Annotated in this window: 22 protein-coding genes and 1 pseudogene; 21 read left to right on the top strand and 2 right to left on the bottom strand. The window is 29.3% G+C overall.

Going from position 1 to position 21839, the window contains the following annotated elements:
- Positions 1-47 precede the first annotated feature (47 nt).
- The 6 genes from BQ9840_RS00405 to BQ9840_RS00430 all read left to right on the top strand — a co-directional run bounded on the left by BQ9840_RS00405 (position 48) and on the right by BQ9840_RS00430 (position 5356).
- Positions 48-1097, top strand: coding sequence for a sensor histidine kinase (locus BQ9840_RS00405; RefSeq protein ID WP_159436047.1), 1050 nt, complete (start codon positions 48-50; stop codon positions 1095-1097).
- 219 nt (positions 1098-1316) lie between these two features.
- The gene (locus tag BQ9840_RS00410) at positions 1317-1517 is read left to right on the top strand and encodes a cold-shock protein (RefSeq protein ID WP_077366980.1); all 201 of its coding nucleotides are present in this window, start codon (positions 1317-1319) and stop codon (positions 1515-1517) included.
- An 89-nt stretch (positions 1518-1606) separates the two neighbouring features.
- Positions 1607-2668 carry a DUF2804 family protein gene (locus BQ9840_RS00415; protein WP_077366982.1) on the top strand — a complete coding sequence of 354 codons (1062 nt, stop codon included), beginning with the start codon at positions 1607-1609 and terminating at the stop codon, positions 2666-2668.
- Between the two features lie 13 nt (positions 2669-2681).
- Positions 2682-3089: a C-GCAxxG-C-C family (seleno)protein gene (locus BQ9840_RS00420; RefSeq protein ID WP_077366984.1), complete on the top strand. Its 408-nt coding sequence runs from the start codon at positions 2682-2684 to the stop codon at positions 3087-3089.
- 36 nt (positions 3090-3125) lie between these two features.
- Positions 3126-3857, top strand: a complete 732-nt coding sequence (locus BQ9840_RS00425) for an HAD family hydrolase (RefSeq protein WP_077366986.1) — start codon at positions 3126-3128, stop codon at positions 3855-3857.
- 137 nt (positions 3858-3994) lie between these two features.
- Positions 3995-5356: an MATE family efflux transporter gene (locus BQ9840_RS00430; protein ID WP_077366987.1), complete on the top strand. Its 1362-nt coding sequence runs from the start codon at positions 3995-3997 to the stop codon at positions 5354-5356.
- A gap of 21 nt (positions 5357-5377) precedes the next feature.
- Here BQ9840_RS00430 and BQ9840_RS00435 read toward each other — a convergent pair whose 3' ends face one another.
- On the bottom strand, positions 5378-5647 hold the full coding sequence (locus BQ9840_RS00435; RefSeq protein ID WP_369800151.1) for a GIY-YIG nuclease family protein: 270 nt from the start codon (positions 5645-5647) through the stop codon (positions 5378-5380).
- A 115-nt stretch (positions 5648-5762) separates the two neighbouring features.
- Here BQ9840_RS00435 and BQ9840_RS00440 point away from each other — a divergent pair, with 115 nt between their 5' ends.
- A complete protein-coding gene (locus tag BQ9840_RS00440) occupies positions 5763-6311 on the top strand; it encodes a hydrolase (RefSeq protein WP_077366991.1) in 549 nt (182 codons plus the stop codon).
- A gap of 376 nt (positions 6312-6687) precedes the next feature.
- Here the strand turns inward: BQ9840_RS00440 and BQ9840_RS00445 are convergent, their stop codons facing one another.
- Entirely contained in the window at positions 6688-8103 is a 1416-nt protein-coding gene (locus BQ9840_RS00445; protein ID WP_077366993.1) for a DDE-type integrase/transposase/recombinase, read from the bottom strand.
- Positions 8104-8318: 215 nt separating this feature from the next.
- On the opposite strand from BQ9840_RS00445, the gene BQ9840_RS00450 reads away from it, so the two are divergent.
- The 14 genes and pseudogenes from BQ9840_RS00450 (at position 8319) to BQ9840_RS00515 (ending at position 21791) form a co-directional block, all read left to right on the top strand.
- Positions 8319-8867, top strand: a complete 549-nt coding sequence (locus BQ9840_RS00450; protein WP_077366995.1) for a DUF6512 family protein — start codon at positions 8319-8321, stop codon at positions 8865-8867.
- 54 nt (positions 8868-8921) lie between these two features.
- Positions 8922-9122: a hypothetical protein gene (locus BQ9840_RS00455; RefSeq protein ID WP_077366997.1), complete on the top strand. Its 201-nt coding sequence runs from the start codon at positions 8922-8924 to the stop codon at positions 9120-9122.
- A 19-nt stretch (positions 9123-9141) separates the two neighbouring features.
- Positions 9142-10293 (top strand): DUF362 domain-containing protein, encoded by a 1152-nt coding sequence (locus BQ9840_RS00460; protein WP_077366999.1) that lies wholly within the window; start codon positions 9142-9144, stop codon positions 10291-10293.
- 4 nt (positions 10294-10297) lie between these two features.
- Positions 10298-10555, top strand: coding sequence for a putative signal transducing protein (locus tag BQ9840_RS00465; protein WP_077367002.1), 258 nt, complete (start codon positions 10298-10300; stop codon positions 10553-10555).
- A gap of 137 nt (positions 10556-10692) precedes the next feature.
- Positions 10693-11412, top strand: coding sequence for a hypothetical protein (locus BQ9840_RS00470; protein ID WP_077367004.1), 720 nt, complete (start codon positions 10693-10695; stop codon positions 11410-11412).
- A gap of 33 nt (positions 11413-11445) precedes the next feature.
- Positions 11446-11682: pseudogene (locus BQ9840_RS13035) on the top strand (helix-turn-helix domain-containing protein); the annotation flags it as partial.
- A gap of 148 nt (positions 11683-11830) precedes the next feature.
- Positions 11831-12436 (top strand): MptD family putative ECF transporter S component, encoded by a 606-nt coding sequence (locus BQ9840_RS00480; RefSeq protein ID WP_077367006.1) that lies wholly within the window; start codon positions 11831-11833, stop codon positions 12434-12436.
- 6 nt (positions 12437-12442) lie between these two features.
- The gene (locus BQ9840_RS00485; RefSeq protein ID WP_077367008.1) at positions 12443-13000 is read left to right on the top strand and encodes an energy-coupling factor transporter transmembrane component T; all 558 of its coding nucleotides are present in this window, start codon (positions 12443-12445) and stop codon (positions 12998-13000) included.
- The gene (locus tag BQ9840_RS00490) at positions 12963-14408 is read left to right on the top strand and encodes an ABC transporter ATP-binding protein (protein WP_077367010.1); all 1446 of its coding nucleotides are present in this window, start codon (positions 12963-12965) and stop codon (positions 14406-14408) included. Before BQ9840_RS00485 ends, BQ9840_RS00490 begins: the two co-directional genes overlap by 38 nt.
- Before the next feature lie 44 nt (positions 14409-14452).
- Positions 14453-16243: an ABC transporter ATP-binding protein gene (locus tag BQ9840_RS00495; protein WP_200804833.1), complete on the top strand. Its 1791-nt coding sequence runs from the start codon at positions 14453-14455 to the stop codon at positions 16241-16243.
- Positions 16236-18014 carry an ABC transporter ATP-binding protein gene (locus BQ9840_RS00500; protein ID WP_077367012.1) on the top strand — a complete coding sequence of 593 codons (1779 nt, stop codon included), beginning with the start codon at positions 16236-16238 and terminating at the stop codon, positions 18012-18014. The genes BQ9840_RS00495 and BQ9840_RS00500 overlap by 8 nt, the downstream gene beginning before the upstream one ends.
- Before the next feature lie 167 nt (positions 18015-18181).
- Positions 18182-18502: a hypothetical protein gene (locus BQ9840_RS00505; RefSeq protein WP_077367014.1), complete on the top strand. Its 321-nt coding sequence runs from the start codon at positions 18182-18184 to the stop codon at positions 18500-18502.
- 171 nt (positions 18503-18673) lie between these two features.
- Positions 18674-20728: a serine hydrolase gene (locus tag BQ9840_RS00510; protein WP_077367016.1), complete on the top strand. Its 2055-nt coding sequence runs from the start codon at positions 18674-18676 to the stop codon at positions 20726-20728.
- Between the two features lie 181 nt (positions 20729-20909).
- Positions 20910-21791: a patatin-like phospholipase family protein gene (locus BQ9840_RS00515; protein WP_077367018.1), complete on the top strand. Its 882-nt coding sequence runs from the start codon at positions 20910-20912 to the stop codon at positions 21789-21791.
- The last annotated feature ends 48 nt before the right edge of the window (positions 21792-21839 follow it).

The following is a 21839-nucleotide window of genomic DNA, read 5'->3' on the forward strand; positions in this document are numbered from 1 at the left end:
AATCGAGAGGTTGCAATATCAATTCTATATTATTAATTAGCATATTTTTGGCAATTACAATAAATGACCATTTAAGAATATATGGATTTTATAAATATGAGAAAGGTTATTATATATCTTTATTTGCAGCAGCATTAGTTGGTTGTATAGTTGCTTATTTTGTTCATGGATATATGGATATTTATATGTTTATGATTTTATATGAAATAATTCTCTATAATAGTGGAAAAATTGCAAAGGTATATTTTTTAATAGATGTATTAATGATAATGAGTGTAGCTACATTAAGACAAGTACCTTCTTTTAAAACATTAATAGATATTGCTTTTTGGAAAGAAAATTTATTTGATATAATGATAATGTTAGCATCTATTGCTTTCTATTCTTTAGTAGGCTATTCTTACAAGGTACTATATAAAGAGAAAGCCAAGGTAGAGAAACTAAACAATAAACTAGAAGAGTCATATAAAACTCTTAAAGAGCAATCAGAAGAAATAGAAAAACTTACAGTAGAAAAAGAAAGAAATAGAGTAGCCCAAGAAATCCACGATTATTTAGGCCATAGCCTAGTAGCATTAAATATGAATTTAGATGTAGCTGCAAATATTATTGAAAGAGATCCTAAAAAAGCAAAAGATATAATTGTTAAATCTAAAAATGTTGCTAAAGATTCAATGGATAGTTTAAGATTGGCAGTTTATGCCCTTAGAGATAAAGAAAAACATTTTATTCTTAAAGAATCGATAGAAAAATTGATTGAAAATATTAGTCATGAAGATAAAATAAGTGTTGATTTACAATTTGATGAGAATGTTGAAAAATTTCCGCCTGAATATAAAAATATAATATATAGAACTGTACAAGAAGCTTTGACTAATGGAATTACTCATGGCAAGGCCAATAGATTTAATATAAATATTTATATTAAATCAAATCAGGTACATTTTACCATTGAAGATAATGGAGTAGGATGTAAAGAAATAGTTAAAGGAAATGGACTATATGGCATCGAAGATAGGATAAATAGTATAGGTGGTCATATTCGATATACAACAAAGGCAGGTAGTGGTTTTAAAATTAAAGCTATAATCTCATAGAAAATAATAAATCTTTATAAGAATAAGAAAATAATGGTTGCAATAATAATCGTAAAGTGTTATACTTAAGTAAGCTTTGATTCTTTAACGAGTATCTAAAAATTTGTGAGATTAAAAAAACATCTGTATTAACATACTGATTGTGGTGATTTCCAAAATTTTTATAGAAAAAGTGTTTAAAGGATTGAAAGAAATAAATTATTATTTGGAGGTACTTAAATGACTAACGGTACAGTAAAATGGTTTAACGCAGAAAAAGGATTTGGTTTCATCACAGCAGAAACTGGAGAAGATGTTTTTGTTCATTATTCACAAATCAACAAAGAAGGCTTCAAGACATTAGAAGAAGGCCAAAATGTTCAATTTAACATTGTTGAAGGACAAAAAGGACCACAAGCAGAAAACGTAACTATTGCTTAATAATATACGAATCTGAAAACCTAGGAAACACCTGAAGGGTACTACTCTTTGGGTGTTTTTTTAAAATTCACACATGGAAGGTGGTTATAATGGAGACTTATGTAAAAAACACATACTATAGGGAAGTAAGGGAAAGTATTAAACAGTTAGTAAAGAAGGATGGAAAGTTTGATTTTGGTACATTCAATAGTACTATTCCCAATGTGAATATGCATGAGGCATATAGGCCTTTAGGGTATTTGGCACCTAAATGGTTTGAAAACTATAGGCTGAAAGAATGGGAAGCCTTCCAAGCTGGAAATGAAGATGTTTTTATATTAGGTGCTGTTTATAATGTTAAAGTAAGTGTGTTATTATATTTAATAGTATATGATAAAAGATATGATAAACTATATGAATATAGTGAAATCGTAAATCCTTCAAAGGCTGCTGTCGGTAAGGGCCTGTTAGATAGTGAGACAAAGGGAGAATCTAAAAATATTTATATACAATATATAAACAAATTGAAAGATGGAGTTATTAGAATTAATGCCCATATGAAACATAAAGGTAAATTACCTGAGATAAAGCTAGAATTAAAGGCTTATCATATTACTGAACCAATTGTAATATGTCAACCTTTTGGAGAAAATAGAGGGCTTTATTCTCATAAGAATTTTATGCCAGCTGAAGGGAATATTTTTATAGGAGATGAAAGAATAGATTTTGATAAAAGCTCATCTCATATGATTATTGATGATCATAAGGGATATTATCCTTATAATATGAAGTATGATTGGGTAACAGGTTGGGGAAAAGATGAATCAGGTAATGATTTTGCATTTAATTTAACTGATAACCAAGTTTTAGATCATGAAAAATACAATGAAAATTGTATATGGTATAATGGCAAGATGAATGTATTGCCACCAATAAAGGTACAAAGAGAAAATAATTCTAAAGAAATATGGAAAATCAAAGATAAACATGATATGGTTAATCTTACTTTTCATATTGCTAAAAAGACAAAGATCAAATTTAATTGTTTAGTTGTGGCTTCAGATTATGAAGCACCTTTTGGAAGATATGAAGGGTATTTAAAAGCAAAAGATAAACTAATACATATAAACACATGCTTTGGCATGGGTGAAAAAAAGAGAATAAGAATATAGGAAGGTGTTTATAATGTTAGCAGAATTGATAAAAAACGGATATGGAGATGAAGAAGGATTAAATTGTGCTGAAAAGATATTGTATGGAGCAAATGAAGTTTATCAATTAGGTTTAGATAGGGAAGCATTAAAAGTAGCTTCAGGTTTTGGTGGTGGAATGGGTATAGAATCTGTTTGTGGAGCAATAACTGGCGCTATTATGGCTATTGGATGTATTTTTGCAGATGAAAATACTCAAGAAATAAAAAAGACAAGGGATTTATCAAAAAAGTTTTTTGATAAGTATAAAGCTGAAATGGGTTATATTGAATGCAATCCTCTAAAGAAAGAGTATAGAACAGAAGAAAAAAAGTGTGCAGATGTAATACTAAAATCTGCTGAAATATTAGATGATATAATTAGGGAAGAGTTAAAAAGATAGAAAGTGATTAGAAAAATATTTTATGGAGGTGAAGTGATGAGTAGTACTGGAGCATTTTTTGATATAGATGGTACATTGTATAGAAATTCTCTTATGATACAGCATTTTAAGAAACTCATTAAGTATGAAGTTATAGATCCCGCTATTTGGCATAATCATGTAAAACACACTTACTCTGAATGGGAAAATAGATATGGGGATTTTGAAGTTTATTTAGAAGAATTAGCTGATTATTATGTAAAAGAATTGAAAGGAATCAATAAAACGCATATAGATTTTATAGCAAGTCAAGTAATAAAAATAAATGGTGATAAGGTATATAGATATACAAGATCAAGAATTGATTGGCATAAGAAAAATGGTCATAAGCTGTTATTCATTTCTGGAGGGCCTGATTTTTTAGTAGAGAAGATGGCTGAAAAGTATGATGTAACAGAATACAAAGGTAGTGTCTATTTAGTAGATGAAGACAATAATTTTACTGGTGAAGTCATACGAATGTGGGATTCTGAAAACAAACAAAAAGCAATTGATAAATTTGTAAACAAATATGATGTTGATCTTGATTTGAGCTATTCTTATGGTGATACTAATGGAGATTTTTCAATGTTAAAAATGGTAGGAAACCCCATAGCCATTAATCCAAATATGAATTTATTAAAATCTATTAAAGATGATAGGGAACTAAAAGATAAAGTTTCTATTATAGTTGAAAGAAAGGATATAATATATAAATTAAATCCTAATGTAGATGTCATTGAATTATAATATATTATAATAAAAAAGATCTCTTATAAAAAATGAGAGATTTTTATTTTGTCTTGAAGCTTCTTATTATTTATTATAGAATATATATTTAGAGTTACGAATTAAAATAATATTATGGTAGGATAAGGAGAAAAACTATGGGTAGAGAAGTGAAACTTACAGAAGGAAGTATATCAGGGGCTATGATTAAGCTAGCACTACCTATTATGGCAAATTCATTTGTGCAAATGGCATACAATTTTATGGATATGATTTGGCTAGGTAGAGTGGGAACTAAAACTGTTGCTGCAGCGGGTACAGCAGGATTTTTCTTGTGGATTGGTACAGCATTGTTACTTATACCAAAAGTAGCTGCTGAGGTAGGAGTTGCACAGTCTTATGGTAGGGAAGATTTAGATGAAGTTAAAAATTATATAGTGCATACAATACAGTTAAGTGTAGTACTAGCTATTATATATTCTTTATTTTTGATAATATTTAGACATCAAGTAATTGGTTTTTTTGGGTTAAAAGATATGGAAGTTGTAAGTATGTCTATAGAATACTTGGTTATTGTATCTTTAGGAATGGTATTTTTCTTTATAAACCCTGTTTTTGCAGGAATATTTAATGGATTTGGCAATAGCTTAACACCTTTTATCATAAATTCTATTGGACTAGCTTTAAATATTGTACTTGATCCTATATTGATTTTTGGCTTAGGGCCTTTCCCAAAGATGGGAATCAAAGGGGCTGCATTGGCTACAATTATTGCACAATTTATAGCTACTATTATATTTATAAAAGTATGTAGAAATAAAATATCATTGTTTTCAGGATTAAAATTGTTCAAAATTCCTAATTCAAGTTTTATAAAACAGATATTTAAGCTTGGTTTACCAGTATCTCTGCAAGAATTTTTCTTTTCTGGTATCGCAGTACTTATAGCAAGGATATTAGCTAAATGGGGATCTACGCCAATAGCAGTTCAAAATATTGGTTCTCAAATTGAAGCTATTTCGTGGATGACAGCAGGAGGGTTTTCTACAGCATTAAGTGCATTTGTAGGTCAAAATTATGGTGCAAATAAAATTGATAGGATAAAAGAAGGTTATAGGAAGGCAATGTACATTGTAGGTATAGTAGGGATTTTTGCTAATTGTTTACTTATATTTGGTGCAGAGCCTATATTTAGATTGTTTATTCCAAATGATATTGAAGCAATTAGGGAAGGTGTAATTTATTTAAGAATTTTAGGATTATCTCAGTTTTTTATGTGTATAGAAATAGCAACTTCAGGGGCATTTTATGGCTTAGGTAAAACAGTTCCTCCAGCATTAGTTGGTATAGTTTTTAATATACTTCGCGTTCCAGGTTCATTGATATTATCGAATTATACATCCTTGGGATTAAAAGGTGTATGGTGGAGTATTAGTATGAGTAGTGTTTTTAAAGGAGTAGTATTAACTACCTGGTTTATAATATATTTAAGGAGAAATAAAGAATTTAATTTTGAGTAAAAATAAAAAATCTGTATTCTATTATGTAGAATACAGATTTTTATTATTGAGTTTAATTAATTTTAACTTTTCTTTTCTAGCTAACTGTTTTATTTCATATTCTCTTTTTTGAGCAGATATTTTGTCGTTATGTTCTTCAAAGTATACAAGTTTAACGGGAAGTCTCGCTCTTGTATATTTTGAAGCTTTTCCACTTAAGTGAGTTTTAACTCTTTTTTCAAGATCAACTGTCCATCCAGTATAGAGAGTATTATCAGAACACTCTAATATATAAACATAACACATATTCATCACCATAAATATTATAACATTAAAAATACTTATTGCAGGAAAAATGTTTTATTTATAGAATATAAGCATAGTATATTATTTTAAGAGGATTAAAAACTGAAGGGAGAAATAAATTATGGATAAGTTTACAATTAACAATGAAGATGTAGTTTTACTTTTAATTGATATTCAAGATAAGTTGGTAAAGCCTATGAAATATGCTGACCAAGTGATAGAAAATACAAATATATTAATATCAGCTGCAGAAGAATTTAATATGCCTATACTTTATACAGAACAGTATCCTAAGGGATTGGGGAATACTGTTATAGAATTAGAAGAAAGATTAAAAAATGCCAAGAGATTTGAAAAGACACATTTTACAGCTTATATAGAAGAAGTGAAAGAAATTCTTAAAGAAATTGGGAGAAAGAAGATAATAATAACAGGTATGGAAACACATATATGTGTATTTCAAACAGCAAGGGATTTAATAAATGATGGTTATGATGTATTTGTAGTAAAAGATAGTGTTTGCTCAAGGACTAAAGATAATTATCTAAATGGATTATCTATGATGGAATCAATGGGAGCTGTTGTTACAAATACAGAGACAGTTATTTTTGATTTATTAAAAAAAGCAGGAACACCTGAGTTTAAGGTACTATCAAAACTAATAAAGTAAAATACGGAAGGGTACATAATGTTTCTATTGTTGTCAATATTATGTACCTACGCTATATTGGTAATTGATATAAAATAATGATAATGGGTATTATATAACAGTAATACAATCAATATGGTAATGTAAAAAGTTTTATGAAAAAATAAAAGTCAAAAATAATACTTTTCAATTAAATTTTGAGTGGGATCTCCAGCCACCCTTGACAAAAAATAAGAAAATGCTTAGTTAAAACTAACAAGGGCGAGGGGAACTCAAAAACAAGACAACGCAAATAAGCCCTTGAAATGTTCATTATAGCATTTTCTTAAACATTTTTGTCAAGGGCAAGCCTACGGTGGCTAGTGCTGCTGGGCTCAAAGAATCTAAAAACAAGACTTTAAGCACAAGAAGATATGTATTCTTCAGACAGTTGTATTAATTTAATCCATCTTGCAGGCATATTGGGTAAATCCTCAAGTTCAGGAATAACAACAGGTACACTAGCTTCCAATGAAGCGTGAGGTCTTAAAAAGTTGAAATAAACAGCAAACAATGTAACAAAAGTAACAGAACCATGCTGGGCACCAAATCCATGAGAGGATTTGTAATTGCCTTTAAAAGTGCGATTAAGACGTTCGATAACTTGCTTAAGTGGTCTAAATTCTTTTGAAACAGGATCATCATTAGTAAGACCAATGACCTGTGAAACATCAAAAAATATATCATGTTGGGCAAAAAAATGTTGAGCAAGAAGGTAAATAGGATTACCATCAACAATGATATTAAGATTCTTTGGAATTTCCTTAAATTTAGACAAAACATCATCTAAAGCAATAATAGCTGAAGGAGTGTCACGATTAGGAGAAACATGGTAAGACAAAATAATCTTCTTAACAGCATCAAAGAAAAAGAAGATATAATGCCATTTACCATTAACCCTAATATAAGTTTCATCACCACAAATAGAGTCAGATAGCTCATAAGGGTAATTGTCAACAAATGGCTTAGTAATAACACTTACAGTGTTAGCATAATTAAGAACAGTTTGATGAGAAATATCAACCTGATGAATATCTTTCATGATAGCAGCAGTCTTTCTAGCACTTAGGCCATAATTAACATAATAAGTTAAAACAAGACCTAAAACATGATTGGAAGCATAAATCCTTGGCAAAGAAACAGAACCTTTAACAGGAGAAGTTCTAGATAAAGGCTTAAAGTTAATATTAAAAGCTCTGTAAATATAATGCATTTTAAAAGAATGAGGCTTAATCTCAAACAGCTCCTTTTGTTCTTTAGATAAAGAATTTTTGTTTTTAAGATAAAAAGAGCACTCATTGTTTTTACACTTGTAGATAACAAAGAATTTACGATCCTTAATAGGCTCAAGAGCCTTGTTACAATGAGGACATCTTAAAATAACAGACTTGGAAAATTGATTTTTTCGGCTAAAAGTTGATTCACAAACCTTGCATTTAAATTGGCCTCTGCCACCGTTGTTATCGTATATGTAAATGTGAGGAGCACCACAACAAGGACAAGAAATAGATTCAGGAACAGGAACTTTAGAGTTAACAGGTTTAAGCTCTTTTCCTTTATCTAACAAATAATTCTTTAAAAGAACTTTGTGATCATATTTCTTAACCTTATCAAAGATAGGCATTTCGTCGACTTTCAGTTTACGATAAGGCTTATCAATGGGTTTATCAGGTAGCTTCGAAGCTTTAATAGCACCTAAACAAAATAGAAGATATAAAATAATGTTATTTTGGACTTGAATAAAGTATAGTAAATAAGTTATAATATCGAACATGGATGACAATTCCTTTCTAGTTAGATTTGTTTGACGACGATATTATAACTAATGAATGGATATTTGTCATCCATTTTTGTATATAAAAATAAAAAATATTTAGCTCTCTTTAGGGGGTAAATATTTTTATTAAGATAAATGTTTGAAAATCAAGGATTGTCAGAGATGTTTATTAATATTTTTGACAATACCATCAATATAGGGGAGGGAAAATTATGTTTTATAGTAAGAGAAAGAAAGTGAATAAATGGGAATACTTCGGCATATTATGGATAATAATTGTCGGTTTGCTTTTACATTTTACATATAAATGGTCAAATAATTCTATGATAGTTGGAATATTTAGTCCAGTAAATGAAAGTGTTTGGGAACATCTAAAACTGGGATATTGGTCTTTGATATTATTTTCTATACTTGAATATCCTTTTATTAACAGATATATAGATAGTTTCTTTTTAGGAAAGGCATTAGGAATTATTACATTAGAAGCTGTAATTATTATAATATTTTACTCATACACAGCTATAATTAAAAAAAACATATTATGGGTTGATGTTTCTGCTTATTTTGTTGGTACTATTCTTTGTCAACTTGTAAGTAAAAGCATCATTAAAAAGAGAGTGTCTAAAGTAGCTGAAATAATTGGACTAATTCTTTTAATACTAATAGGATTTGTTTTGATATATTTTACATTTTATCCTCCAAAACTTCCTATATTTATGGATCCTATTACAAAAACATATGGGATATATAAGTTAAAATAAAGTATTATTTTATTTTTATAAGTTTGGACAAGTAGTTGAAAAGGAGATTATATAATGGACATGAATGTAGTTGCTAAACCATCTATTGGTACGATGATTTTTGAAATAATTAATTTGCTTATTGTAATAGCTTTAATTTGTCTAATCTTTTATACACTTATTAAGATACCAAGATATTTAAAAGAGAAGAGAGAAACAATGAAAAGGATTGAGAATACACTAGATGAGATAAATCAAAAATTGAGTAATAGATAAGAATTAGGGGGATAAGGTATTGGAAAAGGTTAGTATAGTAAAATGTGATAGCTATGATTATCAGTTGGTAGAAGGGAAAATATTTGAATGTTTAGACAATATAAATGAAATAAAAGATAAAGTAAAAAGAGATAGCAAAGTATTAATTAAGGCAAATCTACTAAGAAAAAATTCGCCTGATGATGCAATAACTACACATCCTGCTGTTGTAGAAGCTATAGTTAGATATTTTCAAAAGCTTGGGTGTACTGTACTGGTTGGGGATAGTCCAGGAGGGCCTTTCACCGAAAAATCCCTTCGAGCAGTATATAGAGCTACAGGAATGTTTGAGGTTCAAGAGAGAACTGGCTGTGAGCTAAATTTTGATATTTCATATAATGAAGTGAAGAATGATAAGGCTAAGATGCTTAAAAATATGAAAATTGTCAAAGCTTTTGATGAAGTTGACTATGTTGTGTCTGCAGCTAAGCTTAAAACCCATGCTATGATGACATATACAGGCGCAGTAAAGAACCTTTACGGAACAATACCAGGGGTTACAAAAGCAGAATATCATTTTAAAATGAACAATATTGATAATTTTGCAAATGCCTTAGTAGATATTTGTGAATATGTAAGTCCTGATTTATCAATTATAGATGGAGTTGAGGGAATGGAAGGAGATGGACCTTCTTCTGGAGATAAGAGATTTGTAGGATTAATATTAGCTTCAAAAAATCCATATGCATTAGATACTGTTGCTTCAAAGTTAATTGGTATAACTCCTTTATCTATACCCACATTGAAGGTTGCTAAGAATAGAAAAATTTTTAGTGGAGAAATAAAGGATGTAGAATTTATAGGACTTAATCCAGATGAGATTGATATAGAACCGTTTAAGCTTCCTTCTTCAATGAATGTGAACTTTATTGGTGGTAGGGTTCCTAAGTTTTTAGAAAATTGGATTTTAAATAACTTTAGGCCAAGTCCTGTTTTTGATTATGATATATGTGTATCATGTGGAGTATGTGCAGAGAATTGTCCACCAAAGGCGATTGATATGTCAAATGGTAGACCAGAAGTTGACTTAAAGCGATGTATAAGATGTTTTTGTTGTCATGAATTATGTCCTAAGAAGGCAATAGATATTAAAAAGCATATAATACATGAAAGGATATTTAATAGGAGGTGATATTATGTCTAATAAAAAAGAAAAAAACTACGATGATATTGAAATGGTTGTTTTGAAAACAACTAATAGTAGTCCTGAGTTAAATTTCATAAAAAATCTACTAGATGAAAATGATATTCCATACTTGTTAAAAGATCATGGTATTGGAGGATATATGAGAATAGCTACGGGTTCTTCACTTTATGGAACCGATATATTAGTGGAAAAATCAACATTTGAAAAAGCAAAAGAAATTTTAAATGATTTTACTTGTGATGAATGAGAGTATATGGTACTTTAGAATGTGTTCTCTTATATCAGTAAATATAACCTTGTTTTTGGAGCAAAATGTACACTTGCCAGACATAGAAACATTTGATAAAATTAAATTGATAATCGTTATCAATTGGATGTGAGAATATGAAAAATAGAATTAGTACGGTGGATAGATATTATAAACAATTGGAAAACAAATACATATGTAAAATGTCAGATGAGTTATTGGGAATAAGATATTCAATACCTAAAGATGTAGGAGAAGGGACTGTTTCAAGAATAATAATAGATGAAGGCTTGGAAATAGCTCATTGGGATAGCTCAACTAACATGAAATGGTCATATGATAATGAAAAGAATGGTTCTAATATTATAGAAATATCATATTGCTATAAGGGCAGTGCAGAAATTCAAAGTCTTCCTAATAAAAGAAAGTATTTTTTTGAAAAAGGGGATGTAGCTTTTTATAGAATGAACAACAATATAGATGGTTTTAACTTTCATTATAAGGGATTTAAGGCTATTTCTATTCATATGAACTTAGATTCTGTAAAAAGTTTTATAAATCCCATATGGGAAGAAAAGATTGTAGCACAGTGGCAAAATTCTATAGATAATATATTTTCAAATAATGTTTTAAGTATAGAAAAAGTTCCTTACAATATTAAAGTAATAGCAGAAGAGATAAAAGATATCGATATAAGAAACATGATGGATTATATGAATGTTAAATCTAAAGTTATAGAATTTCTTATTTTATGTTTACATTTTAAATCAAATAAAAAGCATAGTTTATCTAATTTTACAAAAGAAGAAGTGGATATTATATATAAGGCAGAAAATATATTATTACAAAATATTTAAAATCCACTTTCAGTTGATGAACTAGCTCAAAGATTAAATATTACAGTTTATAAATTACAAAAAGGATTTAAGGAAATATTTGGAAATACCGTATATGAGTATACTAAAAGACTTAGAATTGAAAAAAGCAAAACTCTTTTAAAAAATATAGATATACCTATAATTGAAATTGCAAATGAAGTAGGGTATGAAAATCCAAGTAAATTTTCTAGTGTGTTTAAGTCCTATATGAAAATGACTCCTTCAGAGTATAGATTTAAATATAGGTAATATAAATAAAAAAGATTTCTATTAACGCTCCAATAGAAGTCTTTTTTATTTTTTGGATTAAAAATAATATTTTTTGGAGCTGAATATGATAATCATTATCATCTACAATAAACAATAGATATATTATTTTATAGAAGGGGGAATTTTTATGAAATTAAAAGATTTTGTTAAAGTAATAGTATTTTCAGTTATTGGTTTTGTATTAATGATGATTGGAAATTATGCAATTTCGATTTTTGGAGTTTATGGGACTTATATCCACACTGCACTAGCAACAATATTAGCAGCACCTATATTTGTGGCAATGTGTAGAAAAGTTCCTAAGCGTGGAACAGTTATTGTATTTTATTTAATTAGTGGAATGATATATTCCATTATGGGTATGTGGCCTATGTTAATCGTGCTTTTGGGCAGTGGCATCCTTGGAGAATTTATTATAGGAAAGAAAGAAAATTACCATAATAATACAAGAGTTGAAATATCCTACATTGTAGGACAATTAATTTTATCGTTGCATGGAGTATTTTTTATAGTATTTATTGGAGTTCAAGGCTTAGCAAAACAATTTCCAACCATGTTTACAGTTGAGCGTGCACAACAAGTCAAGGATTTCTTTTTAAATACAACTAATTTGTCCATTGTTTTAATTATTCAACTTTTATGTTCTGTTTTAGGGGCTTATATAGGTATTGGAATTTATAATAAATACTTTGATAGTAACAAATCTAAGAAAAAGAGTGTTTTTGGAGAATAAAATAATATGGATGAAATAGTTGTAAAAAATGAAGAATTAAAAGCAAAAAGAATTCACTTTTTTAATCCTTTAACCATATTATTTATGATGATTGGTATTTCGATTATGTTGATATTTGCTAATCAAGTTCAATATTATATATTTTTAATAATTGGATTTGTCACTTATATCATCACAACAAAGGAGAATATTATAAAGCCCTTATCTTTGATTATAATTATGAATTGTTTGCTTTATCCACTTCGTGCATTAGCTCCTAAGAATGCCTGGCTAGGATCTATATTTTTGATGCTTTTAATTTTTGTTAAATTGATTCCAGTTTTTCTATTAGTGAAAGCGTTGATGGATTATAGTCCTTCGGAATTAACCAGTTCTTTTAGAAAAATAGGAATTCATGAAAATATTTCCATTGCTATAACTATATTTTTCCGATATTTACCTGAATTCAAACATCAGATACAGGAAGTTAAACAGGGTGCGAAGATAAGAGGGCTATCTATGAGTCCTTTTCATATTAAAAGGAGTTTTGAGCAACTGGTGGTTCCTCAATATCGAAAGATTTAAATATAATGACAATGAAGATTGTTTAAAAGATATTTTTTTACAAATTAAAAAAGGGGAATTTATTGTTATAACTGGTTTATCAGGTTGTGGAAAGTCTACTCTTATTAGAATAATCAATGGGCTTATACCTGAATTTTATGAAGGAATAGTTATTGGTGATGTTAAGTTTAAAGGTAGAAGCATAAGCCAATACAAAAAGGGTGAGCTTGCAAAATATATGGGCAATGTATTCCAAGATCCTAAAGATCAATTTTTTTCAACGCAAGTGGAAGATGAGATTGCTTTAGTAGGGGAAAATCTTGGAATGAATAGGAGTACTCTTTTCGAAAGAGTAGAAAAAGCTATTGAGGTTTTGGATTTAAAAGATCTTAGAGATAAATCTGTATTTGAATTATCTGGAGGAGAAAAACAGCGTGTCGCTATAGCATCAAGTTTAGTATATGACACATATGTCATTATTTTTGATGAACCATCTGCAAGCTTGGATTATGTCTCTACTTTAAGTTTAAAAAGTATTTTAAAACAATTAAAAGAAATGGGTAAAACCATTATTATAGCAGAGCATAGATTGTTTTATCTTACAGATTTATGTGACAGACTTGTTTATATGAAAGATAAAACAATAGAAGGAATATATGATAAAGATATGCTTACGAGTGAATTGAGAAAAAACTTGGATCTTAGATGTTTTAAAGAAGAAGAGCTTGAAGGTCAGTGTATTTACAATAAAACTGAAAGTGAATTGGAAGCAAAAGGAATCGATATAAAAGTTAAAGATCGAATTTTATCTAAAGACATTAATTTTACTGTGGCAAAAGGTGAAATCATGGCTATCCTAGGGAAAAATGGTGTTGGTAAAACAACCTTATTAAAGCAGCTCGCTGGCCTTTTGAATATGAATGGATTTACAAGTTGGGGAAAAAATAAAAGAGAGCGGATAAAAAATGTATACTATGTTATGCAGGATGCAGACTCGCAAATTTTTTATGACACTGTAGAAAATGAAATACTTGTTGGGAATTTGCATAAGCCATACTTAGAAAAGGTAAAGTATCTTTTAAAAAAAGTTGATCTTTGGGATAAAAGATTAAATCATCCTCAAGAACTTTCAAGTGGTGAAAAACAAAGACTAACAGTAATAACAGCAATAGTCCAAGCAAGAAAACTTTTAATCCTTGATGAACCTACAGCAGGCTTGGATTATCGAAGGATGAATCAAATGGCAGAGATTATTAGAGAAGCAGCAGAAGTGATGCCAATAATTCTTGTAACTCATGATATGGAATTATTATTTAAATGTGCTTCAACTGCATTTTTATTAGATTGTAATTCAAATAGAAAAATACATGTTAAGGGTGGAGAAAAAGAAAGTCTTAGTTTCCTGAGAGGTAAGAAACAAGAATATTAGTGAGTATTTTGAAGATATATTATTTTATAGAAGGAGGAGTTTTTGTGAAAGCGAAGGACAAGAAAGGATTTTCACAATTTTTAAAAATGGCAGGATGTTATAAGAGTTTCATTGTTTTAGCTTGCATATTGTCTGGTATTAGTGCAGTTCTGTCATTATGCCCATTTGTTTGCATATGGTTTATAATTCGGGAGATTTTCAATACATTGCCAGATTTGTCCTATGTAGCAGGTATTACAAAGTATAGTTGGATGTCAGTGGTTTTTGCATTTTTGAGTATCATCTTTTCTTTCAGTGCATCTATGTTTTCGCATTTAGCAGCTTTTAGAATTGAAAAGAACATGAGAAAAAATGCTATGCATAAGATTGTTACATTGCCATTGGGTTTTTTTGGACATAATACCAGTGGACGTATGAGGAAAATTATAGATGATAATGCAACATTAACCCATAGTTTTCTAGCTCATCAGTTGCCAGATTTAGCAAGTGCTGTTGTAATGCCTATTGCTATATTAGTGCTTTTATTTGTTTTTGATTGGAGATTGGGAATAGTATGTCTTATTCCATTTTTTTTAAGTGTAAAATTTCTTAAACAGATGATGGGTGGGGATAGTGGTGATTTAATGAAGCAATATATGAATTCACTGGAAGAAATGAATACAGAGGCTGTTGAATATATTCGTGGAATTCCAGTAGTAAAGGTATTTCAACAAACAGTTTATTCTTTTAAGAATTTTCATAAAACTATTATGCAGTATAGAGACTTGGCATTGAGTTTTGCTTTTAATTGTAGATTGCCAATGGTAAAATACACTATAACAATTAATGGAACATTTATTTTGTTGATCCCTATAGGTTTATTGTTGATTAAAAATACAAATGATTATAAAGGTTTTTTACTTAATCTAATATTCTATATTTTGTTTTCGCCTGTTTGTGCATTGATGATGAATAAGATTATGCACTTAGGAGAAAGTTATTTTGCAGCTAAAGAAGCAGTGAATCGTGTAGATGAACTTTTAAATATAGAGTCTTTAGCTGAAGTAAAATCTCCTCAAAAGCCTAAAAATAATAGCATTTCTTTTAAAAACGTTTCCTTTTCTTATCCAGAAAGTCAAGTAAAAGCTTTAAATGATATTAATTTTAATCTTCCAGAAGGAAAGACTTTTGCATTGGTTGGACCATCTGGAGGAGGGAAAACAACTATTGCAAGTTTAATACCTCGTTTTTGGGATGTAGATGAAGGTTCAATTAAAGTAGGAGGTATTGATGTACGCCAAATAAATTCAAAACAATTGATGGAACAAATTGCTTTTGTTTTTCAAAACAACCATTTGTTTAAAGGAAGTATTTTAGAAAACATACGTTTTGGAAGAGAAGAGGCTACTCGTGAGGAAGCACTAAAGGCAGCAGAATTAGCACAATGCATTGATGTTTTGGATAAATTCCCTGAAGGCTTAGATACAGTTATTGGAACGGAAGGTGTTTATTTATCTGGAGGAGAAAGACAGAGAATTTCTATAGCTCGTGCTATTTTAAAAGATGCACCTATTGTAATTTTAGATGAAGCTACAGCTTTTGCAGATCCAGAAAATGAATATCAAATACAAATTGCTTTTGAAAAATTAATTAAAGGTAAAACTGTAATTATAATTGCTCATAGACTATCTTCTATAAAAAATGTAGATAGGATATTGTTTTTACAAGATGGTGAAATAAAAGAGCAAGGAACTCATAATGAACTTTTAAATAAAAAAGGTTTGTATGCACAAATGTGGCAAGAATATCAACAGTCTGTACAATGGAAAGTTGGGAAGGAGGCTGTTTATGCTTAAGTTTTTGCAGGATAGATTTGCTTTAAGTGAACAAGGAGCTAAGGATTTAGTAAGGGGAAGTATATATAGTGCTTTTGCTAATATTAGTTTGATGCTACCAGTATGGCTTTTGATTATGGTATTAAATGATTTACTTAAGCCTATATTAGGATTTGAAACTAATGGGCAAACTAGTATTATAATTTATATTGTGTTAGGATTTACCATATTAGGCTTTATGTTTATATGTCACTGGTTACAATATGGTAGTGTATATATAACTACTTTTAATGAAAGTGCAACACGTCGTATTTCTTTAGCAGAAAAGTTAAGGAAACTTCCTCTTTCTTATTTTGGGAAGAAGGACCTTTCAGATTTAACAAATACAATTATGAATGACTGTGCAGACTTGGAAAAGGCATTTTCTCATGCTATTCCACAATTTATTGGTGCTATTATATCCACAGCATTAATAATTATAGGATTATTAGTTAAGGATTGGAGGATGGGATTAGGGTTATTATGGGTTTTTCCTGTAGCTTTAATAATCATTATTGGTTCGAAGAAATTACAGAAAAAAGGAGCTTTAAAACATTATAAAGCGAAACGTGCTTGTGCAGATGGAATACAAGAATGTTTTGAAACAATACAAGATATCAAATCTTATAATCGAGAAGAGGTCTACTTAGCTGGATTAGATAAAAAACTAGATAAGGCTGAAAAGGCACAAATTTCTTCAGAATTGGCACTAGGAATTTTAATAAATAGTGCACAAATAGTTTTGAAATTAGGATTAGCAACAGTAATTCTAGTTGGAAGCAATATGCTTATAAAAGGACAAACAGATTTTTTAACTTATTTGATGTTTTTAATTGCAGCTTCTAGAATTTATGATCCTATTATAGGAGTATTTTGTTATATTGCACAAATATTTTATGTGGATATTCGTATTAATAGAATGAGGGAGATAGAAAATCAAATAGTTCAAGAAGGTGTAGAAGATTATGCAACAAATGGGTATGATATTGTATTTGAACATGTAGGTTTTTCTTATGATGAAGGAGAAACTGTTTTAAAAGATGTATCATTTACAGCAAAGCAAGGTGAAGTAACAGCTTTAGTTGGTCCATCTGGTGGAGGGAAAAGTACTGCTGCAAAATTAGCGGCACGTTTTTGGGATGTAGATAAGGGAAAGATTATATTAGGAGGAGTGGATGTTTCAACTATTGATCCAGAAGCACTTCTTAAAAATTATGCAATTGTTTTTCAAGATGTAGTATTATTCAATGGTACAGTTATGGAAAATATACAAATTGGAAGAAGAGATGCCACTCGTGAAGAAGTTATGGAAGTTGCTAAAATTGCCATGTGTGATGAATTTGTATCGCGTCTTCCACAAGGTTATGATACAGTTATAGGAGAAAATGGTGCTAGTTTATCTGGAGGAGAAAGACAGAGAATTTCTATAGCACGTGCTATTTTAAAAGATGCACCAATTATATTATTAGATGAAGCAACTGCTTCCCTTGATGTGGAAAATGAGACAAAGATTCAAATAGCTATTTCACAACTTATTAAGAATAAAACAGTACTTATCATAGCTCACAGAATGCGTACAGTAGCCAATGCAGATAAGGTTGTGGTATTGGAAGATGGTTATGTAGCACAGCAAGGTAGACCAGAAGAATTGATGGATGAAGGAGGACTATATAAACATATGGTAGAGTTACAAAATCAAAGTTTAGAATGGGAATTAAATTTTGATAAAAAAGCAATGGAAATAGAACAATAGTATTTAACAAAATTTCAAATAGGGATATGGTACTTTAGATACATTTATAGCATATTGCAGTTTTACTTTTGGGATTGTAATAAGACGAATTTTATTTACTATTTTTATTATTTAAGTTTTGTTTTATGATATAATGTTAATATCATAGAGGATTGGAGGTTGTTAACATGACCAACGAAGAATTTCAGAAGATAATCCTAGAAGAAATTAGAGCGTTAAGGGGAGAAGTAGTAGAACTAAAACAAGGTCAAACAAGATTAGAACAAAGACAAACGAAACTAGAAGAAGGTCAAAAACATTTAGAGATTGGACAAGAAGAGATAAAGAAAGATTTAAAAGCTGTAATCGAACAAACTGTAGGGTTAACAGAATTTAGGCAAGAAGCTAATGAAAAGTTGGATATTTTAATTGAAGAAAATGACATAATAAAAGAGATAAATGGTAGACATGAAGTAGATATTAGAAGATTGAAAAGAAGAATAATATAATTAGGTATTACTAATGATAATTATCTAAAATTTTAAGGTCAGATTACTTAATCTGACTTTTTCTATCCATAAGTAGATCAGAAAAACAGTCTGAAGTTTCATCTGTCTTTTTTGATAGTGCTTTGGAGTAAGCTTTGATTGACTTAATATGATACTTAAGGGGGAATAAATATGTTTAAAAAATTAGTATCAGTAATATTAACTTTTAGTTTGGTTTTAGGTATGTTTACTATCACGTTTGGTGATTCTCAGATGAAACCTATTGTTGTATTAAATGATACAAGAATTTCTTTAGAAGATGAAACATATATAAATGAAAAAGGGCTAATAATGTGTCCTTTAAGAGAGTTAGCAGAAAAGATGGGTTATTTAGTTACTTGGAATTGTAGTGATAGGAATATTACTCTTTCAAAGGACTCCGAAATCGTAAAACTAAAAGTTGGAGAACATAGAATTACTGTAAATAAAGAAAATATAGATATAAGTTCAAGTCCTATTATTAAAGAAGGCAAAACTTATGTACCAGTAGAATTATTTAGTAAAGCTTTGAACCTTGTTATAGGATGGGATAATAAACAACAAGTCCTAAAAATAAATCAACCTAAAGAAAATAAAGAGGACTTTTTTACAATGTCCATGGATGAAAAGTTACAAGATGAATTAGACACTTATATGAAAGCACTCCAAAAGCATCATAATTTTCATGGAAGTGTACTAGTTGCTAAAGATGGAAAAGTTCTTCTCAACAAAGGTTATGGATTTGCAAACTTTGAACAAAACACTTTGAATAAATCTCAAACAAAATTTGCTATTGGTTCTATGACAAAGCAAGTTACAGCAATGGCGATTATGCAACTGAATGAACAAGGTTTAATAGATGTAGAAGATACGGTTTCAAAATATCTACCTGATTTTCCAAACGGAGATCTAATTACTCTACATAATCTATTGACTCACACATCAGGGCTTAAGAATTATACTGAAATAAAAGAATTTCTAACTTTAAAACCAGAAAGTAAAGATCCAATGATAGTTATTGATTTAATAAAAGATATGCCGTTAGAATTTGAACCTGGTAAGGAGTTTAGATATTGTAATACAAATTACACATTATTAGGAATAATAATTGAAAAGGCTACTAATATGTCGTTTGAGGATTATTTACAAAAAAATATATTTGCTCCTCTAAATATGTCAAGTACAGGTATATGTTATGGTAAAAATAATGAACTTTATGATGCAACGCCATATTTAGGCTATTTGGAAGTCGTTCCTGTAGATGACGAACTAGTACTTACTCAAGCTTATGGTGCTGGAAATATATATTCAACAGTTGAAGATCTATATAGATGGGATCGAGGTTTAAAAACTGAACAACTTGTAAAAAAGGAAACATTAGATAAGATATTTACAGAACATGTAGCTGTATCAGAAGGTGGTAGTTATGGCTATGGGTGGATGATTGCACATACGGATAAAGGTAAACAAATTTTGCATGGTGGAAATACTTTTGGATTTACTTCTAATATAGCCAAGTATATAGATGAAGATCTTACTATTATTATTTTAACTAATAATGGTTACTATAATATTTCGAGTTTAACAGAGACTCTAGCAAATATAGTATTTAAAAAAGATTATAAAATACCAGAAGCTAAAAAGGAAATAAAAATTGATAATACAGAATTATACGATAGCTATGAAGGAAAGTATGAATTTCTAAATGGAGCATACATTGATATAATTAAAAAAGATAAAAAACTTTTTGCTCAAGTAACAGGTCAAGATGCTTTTGAAATATTTCCAGAAACAAATAATAAATTTTTTGCTAAAGTAATTGATGCTAGTATTGAATTTAAAACTAATGATAAGGGAGAAGTTACAGAACTAATATTTGAACAAATAGGTATGGAGTTTATTTGCAAAAGAGTAGAAGATATTGAAGAGCAGATCGAAGTAACTGTAGATCCTAAAATATATGAGGAATATGTTGGAGAGTATGAGTTAATTCCAGGATTAATTATTACCATTACAACTGAGGATAATCACATATATGCTCAGCTTACAGGTCAAGATGCATTTGAAATATTCCCTATGTCAGAAAGTGATTACTTCTACAAGATAGTTGATGCTAAGATTACTTTTGAAAGAGATGAAAATGGCAAGGTAGCAAACTTGGTATTGCATCAAAATGGGCAAGATATGCCTGCAATTAAAGTAAAATAAATTAAGAGGATACTTTAGGGTATCCTTTTTTATAATGAATAGGAAAGTTCTAGTTTCCCATAATATAAAACTTTCTGAAATGAGTTTCAAATTAGATATTATGAAAAAAGAATTAAATTGTGTAAAATATATGTAGATTTATAAAATAATATTTATCAATATTTGTTACAGGGGTGATAATATGAAGCATAATAAAGTTGGTCTTGTTCTAGAAGGAGGAGGCATGAGGGGAGTATATACTTCAGGAGTTCTTGATGCATTAATGGATGAGAATATTAAATTTCCTTATGTAATAGGGGTATCTGCTGGTGCTAATAATGGTGCAAGTTTTGTAGCTGAACAAAGAGAAAGAAATAAAAAAGTTTTTGTAGATTATGTAAGACATAAAGATTATTCTGGTTTTAAACATTGGATAGTAGGCAATGGCTATTTTAATATGGACTTTTTATTTAATACATTACCAAATAAACTAGTTCCTTTTGATTATGAAACTTTTCTAAATTCTAAAACGATTTTTAAGGCATGTGTAACAGATTGTATAACAGGGAAATCAGTATGTTTTGAAAAATCCCAAGCTAAAAATAATGGTAATGAATTTATAAATAAAGTGCTACGAGCATCTAGTAGTTTACCAATTCTAGCAAAACCAGTTAAAATTAAAGGAAGGTTATATTTTGATGGTGGAATCTCTGATTCTATTCCTATAGATAAATCGATAGAAGATGGCAACAAATATAATGTTATAATACTTACTAGGAATGAAGGATATCGTAAAGAAAAACAAGCATTAGGGATTTGTACTAGACATTATTTAAAAAGATATCCTAAAGTTTTACATGCTATAGAAACAAGACATATTAAATACAATAATACCTTAGATAAGATTGAGGATTTAGAAGATAAAGGTTTTACATATGTTTTTAGACCTATTAAAGAAATAAAGGTAGAGAGGCTAGAGAAGAATATTGATAGATTAAATCAACTATACGAACAAGGGTATAAAGAAGCGACTTCTCAAAAGGAAAATTTCAAGAAATGGTTAGGTAATATAATTAATGATTAAGCAAAGCAGAAGGGACAGTAATGAATATGAACAGCTGACTGTCTCTTC

The sequence above is a fragment of the Anaerosalibacter sp. Marseille-P3206 genome, assembly GCF_900155565.1.
In the GTDB taxonomy this organism is placed as follows: domain Bacteria; phylum Bacillota; class Clostridia; order Tissierellales; family Sporanaerobacteraceae; genus FUHM01.

Excerpts from the sequence above, each read along its gene's own strand:
- BQ9840_RS00455 (WP_077366997.1), top strand. The coding sequence starts at position 8,922 with ATGGACATGAATGTAGTTGCTAAACCATCTATTGGTACGATGATTTTT.
- BQ9840_RS00470 (WP_077367004.1), top strand. The coding sequence starts at position 10,693 with ATGAAAAATAGAATTAGTACGGTGGATAGATATTATAAACAATTGGAA.
- BQ9840_RS00420 (WP_077366984.1), top strand. The coding sequence starts at position 2,682 with ATGTTAGCAGAATTGATAAAAAACGGATATGGAGATGAAGAAGGATTA.
- BQ9840_RS00430 (WP_077366987.1), top strand. The coding sequence starts at position 3,995 with ATGGGTAGAGAAGTGAAACTTACAGAAGGAAGTATATCAGGGGCTATG.
- BQ9840_RS00500 (WP_077367012.1), top strand. The coding sequence starts at position 16,236 with ATGCTTAAGTTTTTGCAGGATAGATTTGCTTTAAGTGAACAAGGAGCT.
- BQ9840_RS00505 (WP_077367014.1), top strand. The coding sequence starts at position 18,182 with ATGACCAACGAAGAATTTCAGAAGATAATCCTAGAAGAAATTAGAGCG.
- BQ9840_RS00435 (WP_369800151.1), bottom strand. The coding sequence starts at position 5,647 with ATGAATATGTGTTATGTTTATATATTAGAGTGTTCTGATAATACTCTC.
- BQ9840_RS00510 (WP_077367016.1), top strand. The coding sequence starts at position 18,674 with ATGTTTAAAAAATTAGTATCAGTAATATTAACTTTTAGTTTGGTTTTA.
- BQ9840_RS00485 (WP_077367008.1), top strand. The coding sequence starts at position 12,443 with ATGGATGAAATAGTTGTAAAAAATGAAGAATTAAAAGCAAAAAGAATT.
- BQ9840_RS00415 (WP_077366982.1), top strand. The coding sequence starts at position 1,607 with ATGGAGACTTATGTAAAAAACACATACTATAGGGAAGTAAGGGAAAGT.
- BQ9840_RS00465 (WP_077367002.1), top strand. The coding sequence starts at position 10,298 with ATGTCTAATAAAAAAGAAAAAAACTACGATGATATTGAAATGGTTGTT.
- BQ9840_RS00450 (WP_077366995.1), top strand. The coding sequence starts at position 8,319 with ATGTTTTATAGTAAGAGAAAGAAAGTGAATAAATGGGAATACTTCGGC.
- BQ9840_RS00440 (WP_077366991.1), top strand. The coding sequence starts at position 5,763 with ATGGATAAGTTTACAATTAACAATGAAGATGTAGTTTTACTTTTAATT.
- BQ9840_RS00425 (WP_077366986.1), top strand. The coding sequence starts at position 3,126 with ATGAGTAGTACTGGAGCATTTTTTGATATAGATGGTACATTGTATAGA.
- BQ9840_RS00410 (WP_077366980.1), top strand. The coding sequence starts at position 1,317 with ATGACTAACGGTACAGTAAAATGGTTTAACGCAGAAAAAGGATTTGGT.
- BQ9840_RS00515 (WP_077367018.1), top strand. The coding sequence starts at position 20,910 with ATGAAGCATAATAAAGTTGGTCTTGTTCTAGAAGGAGGAGGCATGAGG.
- BQ9840_RS00480 (WP_077367006.1), top strand. The coding sequence starts at position 11,831 with ATGAAATTAAAAGATTTTGTTAAAGTAATAGTATTTTCAGTTATTGGT.
- BQ9840_RS00445 (WP_077366993.1), bottom strand. The coding sequence starts at position 8,103 with ATGTTCGATATTATAACTTATTTACTATACTTTATTCAAGTCCAAAAT.